Here is a 16064-nt window from a genome sequence, read left to right as displayed (position 1 = left end):
GGATTGTCAGTGGTGGGCGGCAAGATGGCGGGTATGACGACTTCCGCCGTTCCCACCGTTTCCGCTGCCCAGCTGCCGGATGCCGCCGCCTACGTCCAGGCCGTCGAGCAGGCGGCCGCCGCGGCGGCCGCGTACTACCAGGGCGGCACCTCGCCGCTGGACGACGACGCGTACGACCGCCTGGCGCGAGCCATCGCCGCGTACGAGGCGGAGCATCCGGAGCAGGTGCTGCCCGACTCGCCGACCGGCAAGGTCGCGGGCGGAGCGGTAGAGGGCGATGTGCCGCACACGGTGGCGATGCTGAGCCTGGACAACGTCTTCTCCGACGAGGAGTTCACCGCCTGGGCGGCCTCCCTCGCGCGGCGTGTCGGACACGAGGTGGCCCGCTGGAACGTGCAGCCCAAGCTCGACGGCCTGGCGATCGCCGCCCGCTACGAGGGCGGCCGCCTCACCCGGCTGATCACCCGCGGCGACGGCAGCGCCGGAGAGGACGTCTCCCACGCCATCGGCACCATCGAGGGCCTCCCGGAGCAGCTGACCGAACCGGTCACGCTCGAGGTGCGCGGCGAAGTCCTCATGACGAACGCCCAGTTCGAGCAGGCCAACCGGTTGCGGACCGAGCACGGCGGCATGCCCTTCGCCAACCCGCGCAACGCCGCGGCGGGCACGCTGCGCGCCAGGGACCGTGCCTACTCGGTGCCGATGACGTTCTTCGGCTACGGACTGCTGCCCCTGCCCGGCACCGAGGAACAGCAGGCTGCCGAACTGGTGCGGGCCGCGCACGGCTCGCTCATGGACCGGGCCGCCGCCTATGGCATCAACACCCCGGCGACCACCCGGGTTCCCGGCGTCGTCGTCGACACGGCCGAGCAGGTCCTGAACCGCGTGCGGGAGATCGCCGCGCTCCGCTCGGAGCTGCCGTTCGGCATCGACGGGATCGTCGTCAAGGCCGACGACGCGGCCGACCAGCAGGCGGCCGGCAATGGTTCGCGGGCACCGCGCTGGGCGGTGGCGTACAAGCTCCCGGCCGTCGAGAAGATGACCAGACTGGTCGACGTGGAATGGAACGTCGGCCGCACCGGCATCATCGCGCCGCGCGCGGTCCTGGAACCGGTGGTGATCGACGGCTCCACCGTCACCTACGCCACCCTCCACAACCCGGCCGACATCACCCGCCGCGGCCTGCTCCTCGGCGATCAGGTGATGGTGTACAAGGCGGGTGACATCATCCCGCGCATCGAGGCTCCGGTCGCGCACCTGCGCACCGGCGACGAGACGGAGATAGCGTTCCCGAGCGCCTGCCCGCAGTGCGGCTCGGCCATCGACAAGAGTGAGCAGCGGTGGCGGTGCGAACGCGGCCGCAACTGCCACCTGGTCGCCTCCCTCGTCTACGCGGCGGGCCGCGACCAGCTGGACATCGAGGGCCTGGGCCACACCCGTGTCGTCCAGCTCGTCGAGGCGGGTCTCGTGACCGAGCTGCCCGACCTGTTCGACCGGCTGACCCGCGATCAGCTGCTCGGCCTGGACCGCATGGGGGCCACCAGCACCGACAACCTCCTGGCCGCCCTCGACGCGGCCAAGCGGCGGCCGCTGTCGCGGGTGCTGTGCGCGCTCGGGGTGCGGGGCACGGGCCGGTCCATGTCCCGCCGTATCGCCCGGCACTTCGCCACCATGGACGCGATCCGTGCCGCGGACGCGGACGCGATGCGGCAGGTGGAGGGGATCGGTACGGAGAAGGCGCCGGTCATCGTCGCCGAACTCGCCGCGCTCGCGGACCAGATAGACCGCCTGGCGGCCGCCGGTCTGACCATGACGGAACCGGGTGCCACCCCGCCCTCCCCCGCCACGGAGACCGCCGCAGGGACTGCCGCGGGGGCTCCCGCGGACACCGCCGCGACCGGTGGACAGGTGGCCGCGGAGGCGGGCCCGCTCGCCGGGATGAAGGTGGTCGTCACCGGGGCGATGACCGGGCCGCTGGAGAGTCTGTCCCGCAACCAGATGAACGAACTGATCGAGCGGGCCGGCGGAAAGTCCTCGGGAAGCGTCTCGAAGAACACCAGTCTCGTCGTCGCCGGGGAGGGCGCCGGGTCCAAGCGGGCCAAGGCCGAGTCCCTGGGTGTCCGCCTGGCCACTCCGGACGAGTTCGCCGTACTGGTCGCCGACTTCATCGAGTGAGCGCCGCCGCCGGATGAGGACGGGGATCCTTTGACGCCGCGCGGATGGGAGAGTAGGGACGTCGCGTCCGCCCAACGGAAGAGGATCCCCGGCATGGCCGTCATCCACCACACCGCCCTCAGGCCCGGCAAGCTGGAACTGCTGACCGCCTGGTTGCCTTCCCGGCCGTGGTACGCCGGCGGCGCGGGCACACCGGAGTTGGCCAAGGCCGGCGGTTTCCGGCTGGACGACCCGCGGGGTGAGGTCGGCATCGAGTTCATGGTCGTGACCGATGTCTCCGGCACTCACCCGGCCGGTTACCTGGTGCCGCTCACCTATCGCGGCGCCCCGCTCGCCGGTGCGGAGCACGCCCTGATCGGCACCATGGAGCACGGTGTGCTGGGGCGGCGCTGGGCCTACGACGGCTGTCACGACCCGGTGCTGGTCTCCCAGTTGCTGGCGCTGATCGCGGGCCGGACCCAGGCTCAGGACCAGAACACCAGCGACACCCCCGACCGGGAGGTCACCCGCTCCTGCACCGGTGACGGTTCCGGCCTCGCGAACCTCACCCTCGGCGCCACTGACGACCAGGACGGTACCGAACTGTCCGCGCCGCACGGCCCGGCACTCCGCCTGCACCGCGTCCTGCGCCCCGCACCGGACGACACCGCGCTCTCCCTGCCGCCGCGGGCGACGGGCCATGTCGCCGGCTCGTGGAGCATGCCGGACGGCACACGGGCGCGGGGCCTGTTCGCCGTCCTGCACAGCGAGCCGCGAGGTCAGGAGGCCATGAAGCGGGCTATCTGACCGAGCACGACCGTGTCCGTGAGGAAACCGATGTGCGTCTGGCAGACCACGGCGTTGTTCGTGGCGCCGTCCAGTCGTGTGCTGGTGTACGGGAGGATGATTCCGTCGCACGCCGAGTACCAGGTCGCGTACTTGGTGCTGCCCGGCGTCTCGTCACCCGAGGTGATCTGGGAGATGAACGAGGAGCCCGGATACATCTGCTGACAGGTGGTGTAGATCAGGCAGGCACCGGCGTAGGTGGTGCCGTGGTTCGCCCCGGCGATCGAGGCGAGGTGACTGACGCTGGTGTTTCCGCCCAGCACCTTCAGGTAGTACTGGCTGACGAGGCCGCCCATCGAGTGGTTGACGATGGCGACCTTGCTCGCACCGGTGCGCGCCTTGACGTTGTTGACGAAGGCCGCGAGGCCCTGGGCGTTGGTGACGTTGTTGCCGTACGAGTCGTATTCGTAGGCGAAGAGGTTGGAGCTGGACCAGCCGTTGAGCCGGAAGACGCTCATGGCGGTGGTCCAGTTGGACGCGTTGCCGGTGTAGCCGTGCACGAAGACGACCGGCGTGCTGGTGGACAGCGGCTCGACGTCCGCCGCCTGCGCGACGGAGGCGGTCGACGCGGACGCGGTGTCGGCCGCGCCGGCCGTCGACGCGGACGAGAACAGGGTGAACGCGGCGGTGGCGGCCGCGAGAGCGCCGATGAGGCGACGCGGGGAACGACGACGCATGATGCCCCTCCTGACAGGGATGCGGGTGCTTGACCCGAACAGAGTCGCGGGGCGGGACGTGGGCGCCACCGGTGAAATCACCGGTGCGGCGAAGACGTGGATCATCGCGGCACGGGGGGCAGCGGCACCGCAGCACAGCGACATGGCACAGCACGGCACGGCGGCACAGCTCTGCGAGGGCTTCCGGCGGACCGCCGCCGTCTCAGATGTCGGCCCAGACCGTCTTGCCTTGGGTGGTGTACCGCACGCCCCAGTCCTCGGCGACGGAAGCGCAGATCAGCAGTCCGCGGCCGCCTTCGTCGACGGCTTTGGCGTGGCGGAGGTGCGGTGCGGCCTGTCCGGCGTCACTGACCTCGACGGTGAGGCCGGGGTTGTTGCGGATGAGCCGGAGAGTGAGCGGCGCGGCACCGTAGCGGATGGCGTTGGTGAGGAGTTCGCTGGTGACGAGTGTCGCGGTGAACGGATCGGTGGGCTGTTCCCACTGCCGGAGGCGGTCCTCGACGCGGGTGCGTGCGGTGGCGACGGACGCGAAGTCGAAGGGGATGTCCCACTCGGCCAGTTCGTCCGGTGGCAGCCGCCGGGTGCGGGCGACCAGCAGGACGCGGTCGGGGGCGAGGAGCCGCTCCACGTCGTCCGCCATGGTCTCGGGGTCGCGCTCCGGGCGGGCGAGGGCGGCCAGCAGGGCTTCGGTCGCGGGCCCGTCCTCGGTCGCCGCCGCCGAGGAGGCGAGACACAGGGTGCTGCCCGCGGGCAGCAGGTGGGAGGCCGAGGCGAACGGTGGACCCTCGGCACCGAGCAGGGACCCGTCACCGACGGGGTGCGGGTCCGCGGATCCGTCCGGGCGGACGACGACGGCGAGGCGGTTGCCGGCGCACGCGATGTCGAGGCTGCCGGTGACGGGGTCGTGGACGGCGATCGTGCAGTGGGCCGTCGGCCGGTCGTCCGTGCCGGAGGTGTCGTGTTCGGCGGCGAGCCTGAGCGTGATGGCGTGCAGCCGGGCGAGGAGTTCGTGCGGGTCGAGGTCGAGTGTGGTCAGGCTGTGGACGGCGGTGCGCAGGCGGCTCATGGTGGCGACCGCGCTGAGGCCCGGGTGCTCGACCTGGCCGACGACGAGAGCCACGCGCGCTCCCGGCAGCGGGATGAGGTCGAACCAGGAGCCGGCGCCGTTGCCGCCGGGCCGGTGTCGCCGCGCCACGTCGACGGCGCGCTGGGTGGCCTGCTCCGTCCGTGGCGGCCAGTCCTGGAGGGCGGTCATGACGATGTGCTCGCGGGTGAACCGCAGCGCGTTGTCCAGGCAGATCGCCGTACGGCCGACGATGCCGTCGGCGAGCTCGAGATCGTCCGGGACGTACGGGTCGGCGGTGTCGGCCCGCTGGAAGGCGACCGCCCCGAGGAGTTGCCCGCGCACTGTCAGCGGAGCCACCACCCTGCGGTCGGCCGGGCCGCCCGTCGGGGAGGCGGACAGCACGGCGGACTGCGGGACCGCGTCGCTCCCGAAGACCCCCGGGAGCAGAATGCCGCCGGCCTTCGGGACCGGGGGTCCGTCGTCCGTCCTGCCGGTCGCGGCGCAGCGCAGCAGGGGCGGCACGTCCGCGGGCTGGAGGGCGGGGTCCCTTCCTCTGAGGACGGCGTCGGTGAGGGCGACCACGACCGAGTCCGCGAAGCGCGGCACGGTCACGCCGACGAGTTCGCGGACCGTCCGCTCCACGTCGAGGCTGGGACCGATCCGCTCCCGGGCTTCGTGCAGGAGCCGGAGCCGGGCCTGGGCGCGTTCCCGCTCGGTGACGTCCGTGGTGGTGACGACGAGGCCCAGCACGGAGCCGGAGCTGTCCTGGAGGCGGTGGGCGGAGGCGGAGAAGACGTGCGCGTTGCCGGAGTCGGCGGGGGGACGGCCGACGAGGAGGTAGTCGGTGACCGGGCGGCCCGTGGTGAGGACCTCGCGCAGCACGTTCTCGTCGAGGGTCACCCCGACGGAGCGGTACGCCTCCGCGGCCGGCAGCCCGAGTATCCGATCCGCCGGGATGCCCCGGACTCCGGAGGCGACGGTGTTCAGCCGGATGACGCGCAGCTCCGTGTCGAGCACATGCAGGCCCACGTCGGACTGGGTGAAGACCGCCTCCAGGACCGCTTCCTCCCACGGTCCGGGCCGGCCGCCGAGGTCCGGGGAGTCCTGACGCTTCTTCGGTGCCGGCACGACCTCACCTCCCGTACGACCGCCGCGGGCGTGGTGCGGCCACAGCGGGCCCCTGGGCGCGAGACCACCCCACATGAGCCTCCCCCACCTCGGCCCGGCGCGCGAACGGAGCGGGCGGGCCGGCGTCACCGGCAGGTAGATCAGGCATACCTAAGGGAGACGTGGGTCACCTTCGCGGCTACCCGGGACTGCGGGCCGGGACGGGAGAGAGATGTCGAAGAGGCGCCAGGACGCGAGACGCCCGCACGGTGAACTCGTCGCCGACGTGCTCGCGGTGCTGTGGGAGAGCGGCAAGCCGATGACCGCCCGGCAGGTCAACGCGGCGCTGGGTGCGGAGCTGGCCAGGACGACGATGGCCACGATCCTGTCCAGGCTCCATGAGAAGGGAACGCTCACCCGGGTCCCGTCGGGCCGGGGCTTCGCCTACGCTCCGGTGCAGGACGCGGCGGGGCTCGTGGCGGGTCGTATGCGCCGGGAGCTGGAGCGAGAGCCGCGTCGTGACCTGGTGCTGAAGCGGTTCGTGTCGTCGCTGTCGGAGGACGACGAGGAGACGCTGCGGCGCCTTCTCCTGGAAGCCGAGGCCGAGAAGAACGAATGAACCACCTGCTGGTCCTGATCGTCCTGGCCCTGGCGGTCCCGTGGGCCGCTGCGGCCCTCGCGCGCCGTCTGGCCGGGCTGCTGCCGCCCCGGGCGGCCTGCTGGGCGCTGACGGGCGCCGCGGTCGTCCTGGCCGGCGGCACCTTCGCGGCGCTGTTCGGCCTGTTCCATGTGCCCTTGCTCGCGTCCTTGTGGCACGTGCCGCTGCGGCGCGTGGTGGCCGCGTGGCCGGCGGCGGTTCCGGTCGCGTGCGCGGCAGGGCTCGTCCTGGCGCTCCAGTGCGGCGTCGCCGTCCGCAGGTGGCTGCGGCATCGCTCGGTGCTCGCGCGGGCCTGGGAGTCCGCAGGTGCGGGAGCGGGGCACGGGGACCTGCTCGTGGTGCCGGGTGACGGTGTGGAGGCCTTCGCGCTGCCCGGGTTCCGCGGTCGCCGGGGCACGGTCGTCGTGACGTCGGGCATGGTGCGCGCGCTGGGCGCCGAGGAGCGTGCGGTGCTGCTGGCCCATGAGCGAGCCCATCTGGCGGGCCGCCATCACGTGCTGTCGGCGGTGGTGGACCTCGCCTCGGTGGCGCATCCGGCGCTGCGGAGCCTGCGGGAGTCGTTGGGTTTCCACCTGGAGCGCTGGGCGGACGAGTCGGCGGCCGCGGCGGTGGGTGATCGCCGGCTGGCGGCGGCCGCCGTGGCGCGGGCGGCGCTGGCCCAGTCGGACCGGGGGCACGGTGGTGCCCGCGGGTACCCGCTGCTGTCGGTGACGTCGGGGCCCGTGCCGCAGCGGGTGAAGGCCCTGCTGGCGCCGGCTCCGGCAGGGCCCCGGGGCCCTGTCCGGAAGGCCGGGGCGGCGGCTCTCGCCCTGGCGGTGGTGCTCTGCGTGGTGGCCGCGCCGGCGGTGACCCTCGGCCTCCACGAGTTCGTCGAGCACTCCGCGGCGGCGGTGCGGCGCGGCTGAGGTCCGCGGGACCGGACGGGGTCTTCGCGCCGTACGTCCTACCGGGGTGCCCGACGTCCTACCGGGCGCCCGTACGTTGTACCGGGGTGCCCGTACGTCCTACTGGGGCGCCGGTCGGCCGGCCTGGCGCTCGGGGGACCGCTCGGCGCGTTCGGGGCTGAGGAAGAGAAGCATCACGGGGACGAGGTACACCGCCCAGACGACGGTCTGGAGGACGGTGGGGTCGGGCTGGAAGTTGAACACGCCCTTGAGCAGCGTGCCGTACCAGGAGTCCGGCGGGACGGCGGTGGAGATGTCGAACGCGAGGCTGTGCAGTCCGGGCAGGAGGTCGGCCTCCTGGAGGTCGTGGATGCCGTAGGCGAGGACGCCCGCGGCGACGACGACGAGCATGGCGCCGGTCCAGCGGAAGAACTTGGCCAGGTTGATGCGCAGGGCGCCCTTGTAGAACAGCCAGCCGAGGACGACGGCGGTGGCCAGTCCGAGGAGGGCTCCGACGAGGGGGCGCACACCGTCGTCGGTGGCCTGGACGGCGGTCCAGATGAACAGGGAGGTCTCCAGTCCCTCGCGGCCGACGGCCAGGAACGAGGTGAGGATCAGGGCGCCGGTGCCGAGGGCGAGGGCGGCGTCGAGCTTGCCGTGGAGTTCGCTCCTGAGGTGGCGGGCGGTGCGCCGCATCCAGAAGACCATCCAGGTGACCAGGGCGACGGACAGGATGGACAGGCTGCCGCCCAGCGCTTCCTGCGCCTGGAAGGTGAGGGCGGAGGAACCGAACTGCAGGAGCGCCCCGAAGGCGAGGGAGAGCAGGACGGCTATGCCGACGCCGGTCCACACGGGGGTCAGTTGCCGACGGTTGCCGGTCTTGACGAGGTAGGCGACGAGGATGCAGACGACGAGGCTCGCCTCGAGTCCCTCGCGCAGGCCGATCAGGTAGTTGGCGAACACGCCGGTCCTTTCCGGGTGGAGCTGTGGGGCCGCGAGGCGTGTCAGGTGAACAGCGCCCGGCCCCACCAGTCGTCCTGGTCGCGGACGCCCGGCGGGATGGCGAACACCGCCGAACCCACATGCTGGATGTATTCGTTGAGCGCGTCGCCGCGCGCGAGTGAGGTCTGCACGGGGATGAAGCCGGTGCGGACGTCCCGCTGGTAGGCGAGGAAGAACAGGCCCGCCTCCAGGCGCCCGAGGCCGTCGGTGCCGTCGGTGAACGAGTAGCCGCGGCGCAGGATGGTGGCTCCGCCGTTGGTGTCCGGGTGGGCCAGGCGCACGTGCGCGTCGGGTAAGTCTCGAGTAAGCCCGCCGCGGCGCTTCCCTCGGGATCCGCCGCTCAGCCACCCCGACCTGCCCTAACCTGACGCCCATGAACGCACCGGGGGACGTGGTCGACGGGCGCTTCGAGCTGATCGAGCGGCTCGGCAGCGGAGGTATGGGCACGGTGTGGCGGGCCCGCGACACCGTGCTGCACCGGGAGGTCGCCCTCAAGGCGGTACGCCCGGACGCGGAGGCCTCGCCCGCCGTCCGTGAACGGGTGCTGCGCGAGGCGCGGGCGCTGGCGCGGCTCAACAGCCCGCATGTGGTGACCGTCCATCAGATCGTCGAGGCGGACCCGCATCCGTGGATCGTGATGGAGCTGGTGCCCGGCAGGTCGCTCCAGGAACGGCTGTCCGACGGCCCGCTGCGGCCCGCGGAGGCGGCGCGCGTCGGCCGTCAGATCCTCGCCGCCCTGCGCGTCGCCCACGCGGCCGGCATCCAGCACCGGGACGTCAAACCGGCGAACGTGCTGCTGAGCCCCGACGGCACCGCCGTGCTCACCGACTTCGGCATCGCCGCCCTGCAGGGCTCCTCCGCTCTCACCGCCACCGGCGAACTCGTCGGCTCACCCGAGTACATGGCCCCCGAGCGCATCCGCGGCCTCGACGACGACCCGGCCTCCGATCTGTGGTCCCTGGGGCTGGTGCTGTACGTCTGTGTCGAGGGCGTGAGTCCGCTGCGCCGGGCGACCACGCTCGCGACGCTCGCCGCCGTTCTCGACGACGCGGTGCCGCCGCCGGTGCGCTCGGGCCCGCTCGCCCCGGTCCTGCAAGCCCTCCTGGTGCGCGACCCCGCCGCCCGTCCCGACGCCGCACGGCTCGACGCGCTGCTCGCGCGGGCCGAGAGCGGCGCCCCACCGCGCTGGGACCAGGCGACGGTGACGGCGGCGCCGACCCCGCCCCTGCCGCCTCCGCCGCTGGCGGCACCGACCACCCGGCAGGACCTCCCCGTCCCCGCGCGCCCGCACCGCCGGCGCGGAACGGCGCTCGCCGCCGCGCTCGCCGCGGTGGTGGCCGTCGTGGTGGCGGCCGGCCTCGTCCTCACGCTGAGCTCACCGGACGACGGCGGACCGGCCGACGGAACGGCCGCGTCCCGCACGAGCACCTCCCCCGCGCCCGGCCCACGGCAGGGGAACACGACGGCGCAGCGGAGCGCCGACCCCACCCCGTCGCCCGGCCGGTCCTCGTCGCCCGGCCGCACCTCGTCGTCCACTCCGGGCCCGGAGCGCTCCACGTCCACGCCGCCCCCGGCCACCGACGGCCGCTGGATCGCCCAGCTCCACTCGGAGCCGTTCGCCTCCGGCACCGCGGCCCGCGACAGCCGACTCGCCCGGATCCGTGAGACCGTGCCCGAGGCCCAGGTCCTGCGCAGCGACGACTACGCCTCGCTGCGCCCCGGCTTCTGGGTCGTCTACGCGCCGGGCCCCTTCGCCGACGGCCGAGCGGCGCTGTCGTTCTGTGCCGAACGCGGCCGCACCACGGCGAACGGCTGCATGGGGCGCTATCTCAGCACCAGTCCGGACGACTTCGCCCTCCAGTGCGCTCCCCCGGCGTCGCGCCCGACGGGCCGCTGCACGCGGGGAACGTAGCGCGGCACGGGGTCTGCGACCGGCCGCCGCAGACCCCGGGAGCGGGCCGGGTACCCTGCCGGGATGACGCTGCAACCCGCGCCGGACGAGCGGCGGCCCGCGAACCACGGGCCGAAGGCCGCCGCCCGCAACCGGGCCGCTCTGGTCACCGCCGCCCGCGAGGTGTGCGCCGAGCACGGCTTGGACGCTCCGCTGTCCGCGATCGCCCGTCGGGCCGGTGTGGGGCAGGGAGTTCTGTACCGGCACTTTCCCGACCGGGCCGCCGTGGCGGCCGCGGTGCTGGAGGAGAACGTGCGGCAGGTCGAGGAGGCGGCCGCGGCCGAGGGCGCGGACTTCGCCGGCGTCCTCGGGGTGCTGTCCTGGCATCTGACCGAGTCGGCGGCCTTCATCGGTCTGCTGCATCCGGACCGGGCGGGCGGCCGCTCCGAGGTCCGCGCGTACGCGCAGGCCCTGTCCGTGCGGGTCGAGCGCGCTCTGCGGGGCTGTATGCCGGATGGTCACCGGCTGGGCGCGGCGGACGATCTCATGCTCGCGGTGGCGATGGTCTGCGGCGCCGTCGTCGGTCCCACCCGTGAGGTACGGGAGCGCCGGGCGCTGGCGGCCTGGCGGTTGCTCGGCGTCGAGGTGGGACCGGTGCGGCCGTTCGAGGGGTGAGCAGCGGCTGGGTCAGCCGCCGTTGGACTGGCGGGTGCCTTCCGCGAGCGCGTCGAAGGTGTACAGGTAGCCTCCGGCGGGTCCGCTGACGGTCATGTAGGCCTTGGTTCCGCCGGGTGTGATGGCCACGTTGGTGGCCGATTCGAGCCCTTCGGCGCGGCCGCGGAGTTCGACGGTCGCGAGGCGTTCGCCGTTCCGGTCGTAGACGCCCATCGCGGGGCGGCCGTGCAGGGCCTGGTAGAGGTTGCCGTCGGCGTCGACGGCGATGGAGTCGGTCTGCGCGATGCCTGCGTCGACGCGGATGGCGGTGTGCCGGGAGGTCACTGCTCCCCGGTCGTCGATCCGCAGGTAGGAGATGCGGTTCTGGGTGAGTTCGCTGATCCACAGTCCGCGGTGGTCGGCGTCGAACGAGATCCCGTTCGGTGCCGCGAGTTCCCGGGCGAGGACGGTGGCCTTCTCGCCGGTGCGGTCGACGCGCACCACGCGGCCGTGCTCCTCGCCTTCGGTCAGTCCGCGTGAGTCGCTGATGTAGAGGTGGCCGTCCTCGTCGAAGGCGAGGTCGTCTGGGTTCATCGGGGCTCCCTCGACCTCGCCGGTGAAGAACGTCCGCGGGTCGCCGCCGTCCGGGGCCAGGCTGACGATCTCGCCGTGGGCGAAGTCGGTCAGGTAGAGCCGTCCGTCGTAGGGGCTGAACTGGGCGGAGGTGTAGGCGCCCCGGCCGTCGGTGTGGATCGCGCGCGCGGTCCTCTTCGCCAGGTCGACGCGTATGACCTTGGGTTCGCCCTCGGGTGCGGTGACGTCGACGACGAGCAGCCTGCCGTCCTCGTCGAAGGTGGGTCCTTCCAGCAGTGTCATGCCCGTCTCTTCGTGCACTTCGGTCAGCTGCATGACCTTGTGCGCGGGGATGTGCCTGACGGTGCCTGCGGGCGGGGCCGCGGGGTCCCGGCGGTCGCCCGTGTCCGTGCCGCAGCCGGCGAGGGCGAGTGTGCCGATCGCGGCGAGCACGGCGGACAAGGCAAGGGGGCGGATCGGGAGTCGTCGCATGGGAGAGGTCGCCTTCCTGTCCGGACACTTCAACCGGACAGTGTTGTCCGGTAGTTGCTACGGTAGTGGACGGCCGCCTTCCTCATGGGGCAGGCCGCCCGGTTGCCGACCGACAAGACGGAGGCCTCGCATGACGTCCCCTCAAGTCCCCGCGCCCGACGAGCTCGCCGCGCTGCGGCAGCGCTACCGCCTCGAACGAGAGCGGCGCTTACGCCCCGACGGCACCCGTCAGTACCTCGCGACGGAGGCCGAGTTCGGGTACTACGCCGCCGACCCGTACGCCGCGGAGGCGACCGCGCGCGAGCCGCTGTCCGACACCGTGGACGTCGCCGTCGTCGGGGGCGGATTCGGCGGCATCCTCGCCGGGGCCCGGCTGCGGCAGCGGGGCGTGCGGCGGGTCCGGATCGTCGAGAAGGGCGGCGACTTCGGGGGCACCTGGTACTGGAACCGCTATCCGGGCGTCCACTGCGACATCGAGTCGCACGTGTACCTGCCGATGCTCGACGAGACCGGCTACGTCCCGCGCTGGAAGTACGCCCCCGGCGAGGAGATCCGCCGCCACGCCGTGCGGATCGCGCAGCGGTTCGAGCTCTACCCCGACGCCCTGTTCTCCACCGCGGTCACCTCACTGACCTGGGACGAGGACTCCGGGTCCTGGACCGTCGCCACCGACCGGGGGGACGCGTTCCGGGCCACCTACGTCGTCACCGCCACCGGCACCCTCTCCGAGCCGAAGCTCCCCGGGATCCCCGGCATCGAGGACTTCGAGGGCCACACCTTCCACACCTCCCGGTGGGACTACGCCTACACCGGCGGCACCCCGGACGGCGGGCTCACCGGCCTCGCGGACAAGCGGGTCGGTGTCGTCGGCACCGGCGCCACCGGTGTGCAGGTCGTTCCGATGCTGGCCGAGGACGCCGGACACGTCTACGTCTTCCAGCGCACCCCGTCCTCGGTCGACGTCCGCGCCAACCGCCGCACCGCCGCCGAGGACGTCGGCGCCGGCCGCGACGGCTGGGCCCGCGAGCGGCGCGACAACTTCCTGCGCATCGTCTCGGGCGAGCCGGCCGACCGCGATCTCGTGGCGGACCGCTGGACGTCGTCGGCCGCCCTGCTGGAGAAGCTGCTGCCGAGTTTCCGCCGGCCCGGCGACCGGAAGGCCTTCGAAGCCGCCTACGAGGCCGCCGACGCCGCCAAGATGAACGAGCTGCGCGCTCGCGTCGAGCGGATCGTCACCGACCCGGACACGGCGGAGAGGCTCAAGCCCTGGTACCGGTACGCCTGCAAGCGTCCCACCTTCTCCGACCTGTACTACCCGGCGTTCAACCGGAGCAACGTCACCCTGGTCGACACCGCGGACACCCACGGCATCGAGCGCGTCACCGAGCACGGTGTCGTGGTCGGCGGCACCACGTACGAACTCGACTGCCTGATCTTCGCCACCGGCTTCTCCGTCGGTGTCTCCGGCGTCCACTCCGGCAAGCTGCCCGTGCACGGCCGAGGCGGTGCCCGGCTGCTGGACACCTGGGCCCGGCAGGGCCCGCGCACCCTGCACGGCTTCACCAGCAACGGCTTCCCGAACCTGCTCCAGATGGGCTCCCTGCACAACGCCGGCAGCGTCAACTACACCCACGTCCTGGACGAGCAGGCCGTCCACGTCGCCGCCCTCGTCGAAGCGGCCGAGGCCAAGGGCGCGCTGATCGAACCGTCCCGCGAGGCCGAGGACGCCTGGATCGCCACCATGGCCGAGGGCGCCCCCGACCACGAGTGGTTCCACGCGGAGTGCACCCCCGGCTACTACAACCGCGAGGGGCGCGGCCGGCCCAACGGCCCGACCGCCTACCCGCACGGCGCGGTCGCCTTCCACGAACTCCTCGAGCGGTGGCGGGAGGAGGCCATGGACGAGGTCCTCCAGGGCTCAGCCCTGCTCGCGCAGGCCCCACGGGGAGCCGTACGCGGTCAGCAGGTCGAGGAAGGGGCGCGGCGGGAGGGCTTCCGGGCCGAGGACACCGCTGCCGGTCCAGGCGCCGGTGGCCAGCAGTTCCAGGGCGACGACCGGGTTCACGGCCGTCTGCCAGACGACGGCCTGTGAGCCGTACTCGCTCATCGACCACTGGTTGTCGACCACGTGGTAGAGGTACACCTCGCGCGGCGCGCCCGCCTTGCTGCCCTTGACCCAGGTACCGGCGCAGGTCTTGCCGGTCATCCGCTCGCCGAGGGTGGCCGGGTCGGGCAGGCAGGCCGCGACGACGTCGCGCGGGGACACGCGGACGGGACCGTCCGCTGCGGGCACCGTGACCTGGGGGGTGGAGTCCAGGCCCAGTTCGTGGAGCGTCTTCAGCTTGGCGATGAAGTCGTCGCCGAGGCCGTACTTGAAGGTGACGCGGCGCGCGTCCACCCAGCGCGGGATCAGCAGCACCTCCTCGTGCTCGACGTTGACGCACTCCACCGGGCCGATGCCCTCGGGGAAGTCGAAGACCTCGGGCTCGCTGAACGGGGCGGTGGTGAACCAGCCGCGGTCCCGCTCGTAGACCACGGGCGGGTTGAGACATTCCTCGATGGTCGTCCAGATGCTGAAGGAGGGGGCGAAGTCGTAGCCCTCGACGGTCAGGTTCGCGCCGTCGCGGACGCCGATCTCCTCTATCTCGTCGAAGAGCTCGTCGGCCGCGTACCGGGCGAAGACGTCGGACAGTCCGGGTTCGACACCCATGCCGACCAGGGCCAGTCTGCCGGTCTGTTCCCAGCGCCGGGCCAGTGCGAACTGCTCGTCGCCGAGTTTCACGCCGCACTCCTCGTAGGGGCGGGCGGAGTGCGGTGCCGACAGCGACATCGCCATGTCGACGTAGTGCGTGCCCGCTTCCAGGGCCGCCTGGAACAGCGGCATCACGAACCGGGGGTCGGTGGCGTTGAGCAGCACGTCGCAGCGCAGCTCGGTGAGCGCGCGGCGCACCGCGTCCTGGTCCGAGGCGTCCAGCCGCAGCGCGCCGAACCGGTCGCCGTCGGCGTCCAGCGCGGCGACGGCGGCCTCGGCGCGAGCGAGGTCGTGGTCGGCGACCACCATGTGGGTGAGGAAGTCCCGGCGGGCCGCGATCCGGGTGACGGCGGTTCCGACGCCGCCGGCGCCCACGAGCAGTACGCGCATGTCTCACACCTTTCGTCCGTTTCTTCCAGGAGGCGCTCGCCTCCGGGGGCACCGATGCAACGGGATGCCGCGGTGTAAGGTCAACCGTGTTGACATAAGGGTGGCCGGAGGAGGCGCGGGCATGGCGAAGGAAGTGGTGCCGGAGGCGGCACGCCGGCGACGGCGACCCACCCGCACCGGCACCGTGCTGTCCGAGGAGATCATCGTGCGGACGGCCCTGCGCCTGCTGCGCGAGCACGGCGGCCCCGGACTCACGGCCCGCCGCCTGGGTGCGGCCCTGGGCGCCGACCCGAGCGCCCTCTACCGGTACTTCGCCGGGATGGACGACCTGACCCGGGCCATCGGGGACGAGCTGATGGGGCGGGCGCTCGACAGGTGGGAGGCGAGCGGTGACTGGCGGGCCGATCTGCGGGCGCTGGGGCTGGCCATCCACGCCTCCTATCTCGCCCATCCGCAGGCGGCCGTGCTCACCGCGAGCCGGGTGACCGGCCGGCCGCGCGAGATCGCGGTCGACGAGACGATCCTCGGCATCCTGCGCGGCACCGGCCTGCCCGATCCGGTGGCGGTCCGCGTCTATCACGCGTTCATCGACCAGAGTCTCGCCTTCGCGGCACTCGACGCGGGCTCGCTCGCGCTGACGGAGCCGGCGCGCACGGAGGACGAGGAGATGTGGCAGTCCACGTACGCCAGGCTGCCGGCCGAGTCGCATCCGCACATCGCCGCCACGGCGCGGCTGCTCGCCCGGCGCATGCCGCACAGCGCCTATCCGGCCGTCCTGGAGATGCTGCTGGAGCACACGGCGGCACAGATCGAGCAGGTAGGGGCGTGAGGCGTCGGGGGTTTCCGGTGGGCTCGCGCGGCGCCAACACGTAGGTGCCGCAGGGCAATTCGGGAGTTGGCATGGACCTGATAGCCGTA

General features: G+C 72.8%; 12 protein-coding genes and 2 pseudogenes. 8 read left to right on the top strand and 6 right to left on the bottom strand.

Going from position 1 to position 16064, the window contains the following annotated elements; translation table 11 throughout:
- Positions 1-33 precede the first annotated feature (33 nt).
- Complete coding sequence (gene ligA, locus ABT232_RS24910) at positions 34-2175, top strand: NAD-dependent DNA ligase LigA (RefSeq protein WP_450871743.1); 2142 nt, start codon at positions 34-36, stop codon at positions 2173-2175.
- Between the two features lie 93 nt (positions 2176-2268).
- The gene (locus ABT232_RS24905) at positions 2269-2961 is read left to right on the top strand and encodes a maltokinase N-terminal cap-like domain-containing protein (RefSeq protein WP_351843534.1); all 693 of its coding nucleotides are present in this window, start codon (positions 2269-2271) and stop codon (positions 2959-2961) included.
- On the opposite strand, the gene ABT232_RS24900 is transcribed toward ABT232_RS24905, so the two are convergent.
- Positions 2934-3677: an esterase/lipase family protein gene (locus ABT232_RS24900; RefSeq protein ID WP_351843532.1), complete on the bottom strand. Its 744-nt coding sequence runs from the start codon at positions 3675-3677 to the stop codon at positions 2934-2936. The genes ABT232_RS24905 and ABT232_RS24900 overlap by 28 nt on opposite strands.
- 202 nt (positions 3678-3879) lie before the next feature.
- Positions 3880-5871 (bottom strand): SpoIIE family protein phosphatase, encoded by a 1992-nt coding sequence (locus ABT232_RS24895; protein WP_351843529.1) that lies wholly within the window; start codon positions 5869-5871, stop codon positions 3880-3882.
- A 211-nt stretch (positions 5872-6082) separates the two neighbouring features.
- Here ABT232_RS24895 and ABT232_RS24890 point away from each other — a divergent pair, with 211 nt between their 5' ends.
- Both ABT232_RS24890 and ABT232_RS24885 read left to right on the top strand, forming a co-directional pair.
- Positions 6083-6469, top strand: coding sequence for a BlaI/MecI/CopY family transcriptional regulator (locus tag ABT232_RS24890; protein ID WP_351843526.1), 387 nt, complete (start codon positions 6083-6085; stop codon positions 6467-6469).
- Positions 6466-7413 (top strand): M56 family metallopeptidase, encoded by a 948-nt coding sequence (locus tag ABT232_RS24885; RefSeq protein WP_351843524.1) that lies wholly within the window; start codon positions 6466-6468, stop codon positions 7411-7413. Before ABT232_RS24890 ends, ABT232_RS24885 begins: the two co-directional genes overlap by 4 nt.
- Positions 7414-7512: 99 nt before the next feature.
- Here ABT232_RS24885 and efeU read toward each other — a convergent pair whose 3' ends face one another.
- A complete protein-coding gene (efeU, locus tag ABT232_RS24880; RefSeq protein ID WP_351843522.1) occupies positions 7513-8355 on the bottom strand; it encodes an iron uptake transporter permease EfeU in 843 nt (280 codons plus the stop codon).
- A gap of 41 nt (positions 8356-8396) precedes the next feature.
- A pseudogene (locus ABT232_RS24875) lies at positions 8397-8687 on the bottom strand (deferrochelatase/peroxidase EfeB); the annotation flags it as partial.
- A gap of 80 nt (positions 8688-8767) precedes the next feature.
- Between ABT232_RS24875 and ABT232_RS24870 the strand changes: the two are divergent.
- A complete protein-coding gene (locus ABT232_RS24870; protein ID WP_351843519.1) occupies positions 8768-10306 on the top strand; it encodes a serine/threonine-protein kinase in 1539 nt (512 codons plus the stop codon).
- Positions 10307-10369: 63 nt separating this feature from the next.
- Positions 10370-10960 (top strand): TetR/AcrR family transcriptional regulator, encoded by a 591-nt coding sequence (locus tag ABT232_RS24865; protein WP_351843517.1) that lies wholly within the window; start codon positions 10370-10372, stop codon positions 10958-10960.
- Between the two features lie 12 nt (positions 10961-10972).
- On the opposite strand, the gene ABT232_RS24860 is transcribed toward ABT232_RS24865, so the two are convergent.
- Positions 10973-12004: an SMP-30/gluconolactonase/LRE family protein gene (locus tag ABT232_RS24860; protein ID WP_351843514.1), complete on the bottom strand. Its 1032-nt coding sequence runs from the start codon at positions 12002-12004 to the stop codon at positions 10973-10975.
- A gap of 130 nt (positions 12005-12134) precedes the next feature.
- Here ABT232_RS24860 and ABT232_RS24855 point away from each other — a divergent pair.
- Positions 12135-13919: pseudogene (locus ABT232_RS24855) on the top strand (flavin-containing monooxygenase); the annotation flags it as partial.
- Positions 13920-13922: 3 nt separating this feature from the next.
- On the opposite strand, the gene ABT232_RS24850 reads toward ABT232_RS24855, so the two are convergent.
- Positions 13923-15146 (bottom strand): saccharopine dehydrogenase family protein, encoded by a 1224-nt coding sequence (locus tag ABT232_RS24850; RefSeq protein ID WP_351843511.1) that lies wholly within the window; start codon positions 15144-15146, stop codon positions 13923-13925.
- Positions 15147-15267: 121 nt separating this feature from the next.
- Between ABT232_RS24850 and ABT232_RS24845 the strand changes: the two genes are divergently transcribed.
- Entirely contained in the window at positions 15268-15975 is a 708-nt protein-coding gene (locus tag ABT232_RS24845; RefSeq protein WP_351843509.1) for a TetR/AcrR family transcriptional regulator, read from the top strand.
- Positions 15976-16064: the final 89 nt, after the last annotated feature.

This window comes from Streptomyces sp. NPDC001532 (assembly GCF_040298625.1).
GTDB lineage: Bacteria > Actinomycetota > Actinomycetes > Streptomycetales > Streptomycetaceae > Streptomyces.
This window is presented reverse-complemented; position numbering and strand designations above follow the sequence as displayed.

Coding starts and splice junctions, on each gene's coding strand:
- ligA (WP_450871743.1), top strand. CDS start 34: ATGACGACTTCCGCCGTTCCCACCGTTTCCGCTGCCCAGCTGCCGGAT.
- ABT232_RS24905 (WP_351843534.1), top strand. CDS start 2,269: ATGGCCGTCATCCACCACACCGCCCTCAGGCCCGGCAAGCTGGAACTG.
- ABT232_RS24900 (WP_351843532.1), bottom strand. CDS start 3,677: ATGCGTCGTCGTTCCCCGCGTCGCCTCATCGGCGCTCTCGCGGCCGCC.
- ABT232_RS24890 (WP_351843526.1), top strand. CDS start 6,083: ATGTCGAAGAGGCGCCAGGACGCGAGACGCCCGCACGGTGAACTCGTC.
- ABT232_RS24885 (WP_351843524.1), top strand. CDS start 6,466: ATGAACCACCTGCTGGTCCTGATCGTCCTGGCCCTGGCGGTCCCGTGG.
- ABT232_RS24870 (WP_351843519.1), top strand. CDS start 8,768: ATGAACGCACCGGGGGACGTGGTCGACGGGCGCTTCGAGCTGATCGAG.
- ABT232_RS24865 (WP_351843517.1), top strand. CDS start 10,370: ATGACGCTGCAACCCGCGCCGGACGAGCGGCGGCCCGCGAACCACGGG.
- ABT232_RS24860 (WP_351843514.1), bottom strand. CDS start 12,004: ATGCGACGACTCCCGATCCGCCCCCTTGCCTTGTCCGCCGTGCTCGCC.
- ABT232_RS24850 (WP_351843511.1), bottom strand. CDS start 15,146: ATGCGCGTACTGCTCGTGGGCGCCGGCGGCGTCGGAACCGCCGTCACC.
- ABT232_RS24845 (WP_351843509.1), top strand. CDS start 15,268: ATGGCGAAGGAAGTGGTGCCGGAGGCGGCACGCCGGCGACGGCGACCC.